Origin of the sequence: Sphingobium sp. ba1 (assembly GCF_000743655.1) — a bacterium.
Taxonomy (GTDB): Bacteria; Pseudomonadota; Alphaproteobacteria; order Sphingomonadales; family Sphingomonadaceae; genus Sphingobium.
The window spans coordinates 841,239-849,112 of record NZ_JPPQ01000069.1; the positions used below are offsets into that span (position 1 = coordinate 841,239).

General features: G+C 59.4%; 8 protein-coding genes and 1 tRNA gene. 3 read left to right on the top strand and 6 right to left on the bottom strand.

Annotation, left to right across the window (positions count from 1 at the left end; all coding sequences use genetic code 11):
• From IL54_RS24885 to IL54_RS07090, 3 genes are all read right to left on the bottom strand, one after another.
• A partial coding sequence (locus tag IL54_RS24885) for a D-alanyl-D-alanine carboxypeptidase family protein (protein WP_193378890.1) occupies positions 1 to 874 on the bottom strand: 874 nt, incomplete at its 3' end.
• Between the two features lie 45 nt (positions 875 to 919).
• Positions 920 to 1,810, bottom strand: coding sequence for an SPOR domain-containing protein (locus tag IL54_RS07085; RefSeq protein WP_037474318.1), 891 nt, complete (start codon positions 1,808 to 1,810; stop codon positions 920 to 922).
• Positions 1,794 to 2,843, bottom strand: a complete 1,050-nt coding sequence (locus IL54_RS07090; RefSeq protein ID WP_037474320.1) for a lytic murein transglycosylase — start codon at positions 2,841 to 2,843, stop codon at positions 1,794 to 1,796. The genes IL54_RS07085 and IL54_RS07090 overlap by 17 nt, the downstream gene beginning before the upstream one ends.
• A gap of 134 nt (positions 2,844 to 2,977) precedes the next feature.
• On the opposite strand from IL54_RS07090, the gene IL54_RS07095 reads away from it, so the two are divergent.
• Positions 2,978 to 3,067, top strand: a tRNA-Ser gene (locus IL54_RS07095).
• 673 nt (positions 3,068 to 3,740) lie between these two features.
• On the opposite strand, the gene IL54_RS07100 is transcribed toward IL54_RS07095, so the two are convergent.
• The 3 genes from IL54_RS07100 to IL54_RS25860 form a co-directional block, all read right to left on the bottom strand.
• Positions 3,741 to 4,208, bottom strand: coding sequence for a hypothetical protein (locus tag IL54_RS07100; RefSeq protein ID WP_156106165.1), 468 nt, complete (start codon positions 4,206 to 4,208; stop codon positions 3,741 to 3,743).
• Positions 4,209 to 4,479: 271 nt separating this feature from the next.
• On the bottom strand, positions 4,480 to 5,061 hold the full coding sequence (locus tag IL54_RS07105) for a hypothetical protein (RefSeq protein ID WP_037474326.1): 582 nt from the start codon (positions 5,059 to 5,061) through the stop codon (positions 4,480 to 4,482).
• Positions 5,058 to 5,237, bottom strand: a complete 180-nt coding sequence (locus tag IL54_RS25860; protein WP_076605471.1) for a helix-turn-helix domain-containing protein — start codon at positions 5,235 to 5,237, stop codon at positions 5,058 to 5,060. Before IL54_RS25860 ends, IL54_RS07105 begins: the two co-directional genes overlap by 4 nt.
• Before the next feature lie 547 nt (positions 5,238 to 5,784).
• Here IL54_RS25860 and IL54_RS07110 point away from each other — a divergent pair.
• Positions 5,785 to 7,137: an IS1380 family transposase gene (locus IL54_RS07110; protein ID WP_037472266.1), complete on the top strand. Its 1,353-nt coding sequence runs from the start codon at positions 5,785 to 5,787 to the stop codon at positions 7,135 to 7,137.
• A gap of 544 nt (positions 7,138 to 7,681) precedes the next feature.
• Entirely contained in the window at positions 7,682 to 7,855 is a 174-nt protein-coding gene (locus IL54_RS24890) for a hypothetical protein (RefSeq protein ID WP_193378825.1), read from the top strand.
• The last annotated feature ends 19 nt before the right edge of the window (positions 7,856 to 7,874 follow it).

Consider the following 7,874-nt stretch of genomic DNA (forward strand, 5'->3'; position numbering starts at 1 on the left):
CCGCGCCCTTCTTGAACAAGGGCTGCGCCTTCCACGCCTTGAAGCCCCAGTCCATGAAGCGCACCGATTCGCCGATGCGGCCATTGAAGCTGGTCAGCCCGGCGACGACCATGACCAGGCGGCGACCATCCTGTTCGGCCGACCCGGTAAAGCCATAGCCCGCTTCCTGCGTGTGCCCGGTCTTGAGGCCGTCCGCCCCGGCGATCTTGCCCAAAATCGGGTTGCGATTGCCCTGGCTGATGTCGGCCCCGCCCATCGTCTTGCCCCAGGTGAAGGAGCGCGCGGCATAGAAGCGCTTGTAGAGGTCGGGCGTTTCCTCGATCGTCGCCTGGGCGAGGCTGGCGAGATCTTCGGCCGTGACATAGGTCACGCCTTCGTCCGGCCAGCCATTGCTGGTGCCGAAATGGCTGTTCTTGAGGCCCAGCCGCTTGGCTTCTTCATTCATCTGCGCGACGAACGCCTGTTCGGTGCCCGCAATGCCTTCGGCCAGGACCACGCAGGCATCATTGCCCGACAGGGTGACGATGCCGTGCAGCAGATTTTCCACCGAGACTTGCTCACCCGCTGAGAGGAACATGGTCGACCCGGCCTGCGGCCCGTGCCACTGTTTCCAGGTTTCCGGGCGCACGGTGAACATCGTGTCGAGCTTCAATTCGCCGCGCTGGATCAGGCGGAAGGCGACATGCGCCGTCATCATCTTCGCCATGGAGGCGGGCGGCATCCGCGTCTGGCCACCCTTGTTAAAGAGAACCGCGCCCGACGACAGATCCTTCATATAAGCGATCGGCGCTTCGCTGGTGTAGGGCGGCGCGGCGGCAGTCAGGGGCTGGGTCAACAGCCCGGCGAAGAGGAGGACTGCAACGGACTTGTTCATGACACTGCCTTCAATGGAATGGAATCGTGCGGCGCTGCGCCGGGTCTATCGGGCGTCATTAGCGATGATGGGCGCATTCTCAAAGCCCCCTGCTGCGGCGGCCCGGACGCCCGCCTGCGCCGCGGTTCGGGTAGGATAGGGGCCAAAGCGCACGCGCCAGAGGCTGCCGCCCTCGATGGCGGTTGCGCCGATGCGTTTGGCGAGCGTTTCTGCGCGGTTGCGGGAGGAGAAGGCCCCGACCTGGACGACATAGCCGCCCTTGGTCGTGACGGGTGGCGCGGGGGACGTCGGGTGCGTTTTGGGCGATAGGGGTGCGCTGGCGACTGGCTGGCGCGGCGGCAATTTGGCCCGCAAAGGCGCCAGCAGCGCGGCGGGCGTTTCCAGTCGTTCGGCGGCGCGTTGGTGGGCGCGCAGCAGAGCGCGATCCTGCTCCGGCGGATTGACGCGGCGCACCCGTACGGGCGCTGCACCGGCTCCGATGATCCCCAATTGCTCCGCCGCGCCGCGCGACAGGTCGATCAGCCGATCATTGGCGAATGGCCCGCGATCATTGATGCGCACCAAAATGGTCTTGCCGCTATCGAGCGCGGTCACCTCGACATAGCTGGGCAAAGGCAAGGTCTTGTGTGCGGCGGTGATCGCCATAGGCATGAAGGCTTCGCCGTTGGCGGTCTTGTTGCCCTGCAATTCTTCCCCATACCAACCGGCATAGCCGACCGCGTCATAATTGGGCGCGTCTTCGGGTGTGTAGGTGACGCCCGCCACGGTGTAAGGTGCCCCGATCGTGACCGGCTCGTCGGCGACCATCGGCATCTGTGGCACCGGGCGCGGCGTGGTCGTCGGTGGTGCCAGTGGTGGCTCTGCGCCACAGGAGGCCAGCACCAGCAGCATGCCGGCTGCCGCTGACGGCGCACCTGCCCTATTGTTTGACCGCATCGGCCAGCAACCCCACGGACAGGGCGTAGAAATTGGAGCAATTATAGTCGAGGATCGCGCGGTAATTGCCGGTCAGCAGATAGGCGGTCTTGCCCCGCCCATCCGGCTCCAGCAGCGTCGCCATCACGCTGTCGGCCGGCCAACTGTCCCGCGCCAGCGACATGCCCATCTTGCGCCATTCGGCGATGGTCAGCCAACGGCTATGCCGGTTGAACACGCGCGGGCAGCGTGCTGGCTGCGTCCGGGCCGTAACGGCCGCGCGGTTGAAACCGCTCGGCACATTGACCGCCACGCCCCAGGGTTGCCCGGCGCGCCAGCCCGACTGCACGAAATAATTGGCGATCGACGCCAGGGCGTCGGCCTCGCTGGTCCAGATGTCGGCCTTGCCATCGCCATCGCCATCGCGCGCCAGGCGCAGATAGACGCTGGGCAGGAATTGCGGATAGCCCGTTGCGCCTGCCCAACTGCCGACCAGGCGGCTGCGCGGCACGCCATTGTCCAACATCTTGAGCGTCGCCAGCAATTCGGGTTCGAACAGCGTCCGCCGACGCCCTTCCCACGAAAGGGTCGCGAGCGAACGGATCAGATCGAAGTCGCCAGTATAGGAGCCATAATTGGTCTCATGGCCATAGATCGCGACCATGATTTCTTCGGGCACGCCGGTTTCCGCCTCGATCAGGGCGAGACGCGCGCGATTGTTACGATAGGCAATCCGGCCGCGATTGATCCGCGCGGAATCGACATGTTTCACGCGATAAGGCTCGAAATTCGGGATCGGCGAATAAGCGCCGCCACCCGGCTGGCTCTGGTCCAGTTCGATGACGCGCAGATTGGGTGTCAGCGTGGCAAACACGCCATCGAGCGTCGCATCCCTGATCCCCATCGCCCGCGCCTTGGGCCGGATGCTGTCGAGATAAGCGCGGAACGCCGCGTTGTCCTGCGCCACGGCCGGGGTCGGCGCGACGCTGCAGGCGGCGACGCCAGTCAGGCCAAGCAGCAGCGAAAATATGGATGTATGCAAAGAATCTCCCATAGCCCCGTTGTTGCACAGGCAGGAGGCGAGGTGAATCCCTTAATGGCGCGTCGGCCCCAAGAAAGGGATGAACCGATCGATCGACGATTTTTGCGCTTGGCAACGCCGTCCGGCGCGCTAGGAAGCGGGACAACGGAAGTGTGGCCGAGTGGTTTAAGGCAGCGGTCTTGAAAACCGCCGTGGGTGCAAGCTCACCGTGGGTTCGAATCCCACCGCTTCCGCCAACGATCCGATGTAAAATCCTGAAATAGCTGCATAAACAGGTAGATCGAAGCATGTGTCCCCACGGTTGTCCCCACACTCAGAATTTGAGCCCCTTTTTGTTAGTCGTATCGCGCTCGCATCGCGAACGGCGCTCACGTTGAACTTTCTTGCTCACTGCCTGCTTCGCGACCAACTGGGCCTTCAAACGATCAACGAGCGAGACTGTCTAAACCGCATGGATCGTTCAGAGCAAGGGTAACACGATTTTTTCCTATATAAATCAGCCATATAAGCAATAGTCGATGAAAACCAGCGGAGTTATTTTTCGCAATTTTCGATTCTTGGGCATTCTGGAAACGCTGCTATTGCCACACGGCCCTTTCAACCGGTCGAATAATGACCTTAGTTTTGTGTCGCAACGACGAACGGCCGATTGAAGGGCCGTCGTAGGGCGAGAGCTTGCTATTTCGGTGCGGGAAGCAAATTTGCCCGCGACGGGCCGGAGTGGCGGTAAGGGTTTCCAATGTGGCCAGCACAACAAAGGTGCGGCGGGTTAAAGGGCCGTGACAGCCTCTAGGAGCCCCTGTGAGTCACAATCAAGGCGGTCGACTACCTGGAGTGCCAAAAAACGAAATCGCGCCCCACGAGCCTTCTGCGGCGCCTGAACGGTAATCGCGCAAAACGGGAGAGCATTCACTTCCACTCACCTTCCCAAAGATGGACCATCGGCCAATTCCACCAATCCTCAGACAGGCCTTCTTTACGCTCCCCCATAGCATTAATTGCGCAATACATGATTAGTCTACCTGATTTGTCCTTATGTGATTCGTAGTATCCCTTGCGATCGCGCCGATTAGATGTGTAATATTCACAAAGATATTCGGCTTTGTTTCTAGCTTTCTTAAAATCTTCCTCTGTCGGATTTGTTTTAAGTAAAATTTGAGTGCCTGATTCCATCTTGAGAAAATCGCAAAGCTTTCCACGAAATTCTTTCGATATTCTCTGTATTACGATTTCATCAAATTCAATCTTTAGCCGATAGTATCGATCTTTGGTGGCATATTTGGCGGTCCGCAGCTTTAATCGAGCGAACGCTTGCTCCACCGTTTCCCCGTCGCCGGGCGAAAGTCGCCACTCCTGATCGACTTCGAGGTCATACACGGCTTGAAGATCGTCAGATCGAGGAAAAGGCATGGCTAGCTACTCTATAGGAAATTGAATTTCTGAATTTTATACCCCTTCCTTATATATAATAAATTTTTTTGAGGAGGAGGAGGAGAGGCAGATAATCGAAATAATATATATAGGTAACAAGAACATATATATCTGAAGGGGGGTAAAATTCAGAAATTCGTTTTCCTATAGAGCAACGTCTCCAACATTTCGATTTTGAAAGGGCGGTTCGGTCGGATCGACCATTCTAGCTTGAATGTCACCGAAGCTCCGGCGATGTTGGCGGACTGGACAGGCTGTGTACCCCTGGCGCTAATTCTACCCGCTTCACCCACATCAAATCTTCGATGTCGACGAAAACGATAAATCTCCCGTGGCCACGCTTCTCGAGGTAGCGGGCAATCCGGCCTGCGGCCCTTTTATCAGCGTCGTCAAAAACCAATCCTAGAAACAACGACTGGCCAAGTTCCAGATCGATCCAAGTCGAAAGCCGCCCCTTTGAACCCGGTTTTAACCCCGTCACTAACAATCGGCTTTCCGCGTCGGGAATAAAACACTCACGCCGAACGCATCCACGTTCACCCGTGCGCTTTTCTAGTTGGGTGAGAAGGCGCTTCGTGTGGTGCAATGCGTGATATGCATTGTCGCCGGGATATAGGTCTAATACGCCGACAAAGCCCGGAGCAAATCTGGACTCATACGCCTCGGGACCGTGGATAATGGAGTCGTCATCGCCCCACATTTCGTCCTCGTCGCTGGGACGGCCCCAGATCATTTCGCCACCTTCGTATTGATGGCTCTCCCAGCTATTGTTTCGATGTTCAGCTACATCCGCGCTCATGACTGGCCTCCAGGATTCTCAGCAAACCGGTCAAGATCGCTGACCGCATAACGCACCGCACCACCAAACTTTCTTGATGCGGGACCTTTGCCCGCCCAGCGCCACCTACTCAGTGTAGCCGGTGCTAGTCCCAGCCGAGTTGCGGCTTCCCGCTCGTTCACAAAAATCTCACTCATGGTCTCATCCTTTGTTGTTGGTGGACCAAGTCATATCAGGCGCGAACCTACTGTTTTAGGCCGGATACTGCGTGGACCAGCGTGAACCAGCGCGATTTTCCCCTTGAAATTCTCCGATAGCCTTCTCTGTTGCGGTCACGACCTCAATCTGCCACTCCAGCACTGCGCACGGTCTGTCCCGCGCGTGGGGCTTCAGAACCCCGGCAGTCACGTAGCCGGTCGAGTTATCTCGGCCGGGTGGCCGTCGCGTATGTCCAAGGCTTGCCCAAAGGCGGCGGCGCTTGGTGCTACGTGCCGAGTTCTGAACGCCCGGCTATTAGCCGGGATGTGCCTCTGACACAGCTGGAGGCGGGCCATGCGAAAGCTCATTATAACATTTTTAGCTATTCTGGCACCGGCAGATCCGAGTCTAGCGGATAATCTAACCCGTCTTATTCACCGGCGGCATGGGATGGGGTTGGCGGACGTGGCGTAAGTTACTGATCTGGAGTAGAGAAAGAGTGCTTAAATCATCCCTCTACGCCGGACAGAAAGTGCCACGACCGCCATGGCAGATGATAGCCTCCTCGGTTTCTCATTCCCAGCGATTTGCCGCAAGAAAATGACCGCCGCCTTCGACGGCGGTCGGCTGACATCCGATGGTGGCGTATTGCTGCTGGCGCAGGCCGAGCGACAGCTTGGCATTGCGGAACGGCTTGCCGCCTGCATTTGCGACCCTCGCGACCAGAGCCGCGTCGTCCACGATCTCGACGACATCCTGCGCGCTCGCATGCTGGCGATCGCCTGCGGCTATGAGGATGCCGATGATCTCGACAGTTTGCGTCACGATCCTGGGTTCAAGCTGGCGCTCGGCAAACTGCCCGGCGGCGTGATCGGCCTGGCAAGCCAGCCAACGATGAGCCGCTGGGAGAATGCGCCGACGACGCGCGAACTGGTGCGTCTGACAGGCGCGCTCGTTGATCTCTACTGCGCGAGCTATCCCGTGCCGCCGGTCGCGGTGACGCTTGATATCGATGAGACGGTTGATGTCGTCCATGGCGGCCAGCAGCTCTCCTTCTGGAACGGCCATTATGGCGAGCGCTGCTTCCTGCCGATCCATGTTTATGACACCGCGACTGGACGTCCGGTGGCGATGCTGCTGCGCACCGGCAAGAGCCCATCGGGGGTCGAGACGGCAGGCCATGTGCGTCGGCTGATCCGGCGCATCCGCCGCCACTGGCCCAATACCCGCATCACGCTACGCGGTGATGGCCATTACGGCCGCCCCGAGATCATGGCGTGGTGCGAGGCGAACGGCATCGACTATGTGTTCGGCCTGCCCGGCAACAAGGCGCTCCATGCCGATCCCGTCATCGTCAATCGCGGCGATGCCTGTGCCACCGACCGGGCGCTGCAGGGATTGGGCGTGCTGCGCCGTTATGCCGAGACTTGCTACGCCGCCAAATCCTGGGGGCCGACCAAACGCAGGGTCGTCGCGCGGATCGAAGCCAGCACTATGGGCCTCGATATCCGCTTCGTCGTCACCTCGATCGAGCTTGGTAGCGCCGAGCACATCTACGACACGCTCTATTGTGCTCGTGGCCAGGCCGAAAACCTCATCAAACTCCACAAGACCCAGTTGAAGAGCGATCGCACCTCGTGCCGATCGGCCAATGCCAACCAGATGCGCCTCATCCTCCACACCGCCGCATATTGGCTGATGTGGAAGCTGCGGCAGGCCGTGCCCGCCACCGCAGCGCTGAGGAACGCCGAGTTCGCCACCATCCGCATCCGCCTCATCAAGGTCGCCGCCCGCGTCGTCGAAACCGCCAGTCGCATCCGCATCGCCTTCGCCAGCGCTTGCCCCGACGCCGACATCTTCCAGCATATCGCCCGCGCCCTCAAACCCGCGCCGACCTGAACGGCGCGGCGCGGCCGCAGATCGATCCACCCTGTCCAGAAACCCCGCAAACCTCTCGGCCAAACGCGATGAAATAGTCGCCACAGGGCAACTCGCGCTGGCCGCCTCAGCCTGCCACCCCGTCCCGGATTAAGCCATCACGCAGCAGCCCGGTGAATAAGAGAGGCTAAAGCAAGTCTGGTCGCACCCCCCTCGTGCGGCTTTCGAGAGCACGCGATCGGTTGCCGAACTAGAATTGTGCTTAGGAATTGAACTCAGTCCAAGCGGTCTGCCGTCCGTCATTCGTGGCCCGGACGTAACCATCATCACGACTGGCAACGGCAGCGGCGGGGTCTACGCATCCGTCAAGATTTCCGAGCGCAATGGCGTGCGCTTTGTTGAGGTCGGCAAGGGTTTTAGCATGAGGGCTGAAGATCAGATAGAAGCGGTCAAGAGATGCGCGGCCACATCGTGAAATATAGGAGGCCCTTAGCCCGCTGCCGACCGATTGCAGTGGTCTTCGTCAAATAGTATAGCCCCAAACCTACAAATAGAGAGAGCGTTAATGGACCTGTTTGTATTCTGGATAATCATGGCTGGCATTGTGGCTATGATTGCCAACTCGCGGGGCCAGTCGGTCGCATCATGGTTCGTCTACGGGTTGCTGCTGTGGCCGATTGCCCTCGTTCATATCTTATTTGTCAACGGCGGAGCAAAAGTCGGCCATTCGGCGGCGTAAAACCAGGCCATCGTGTTAC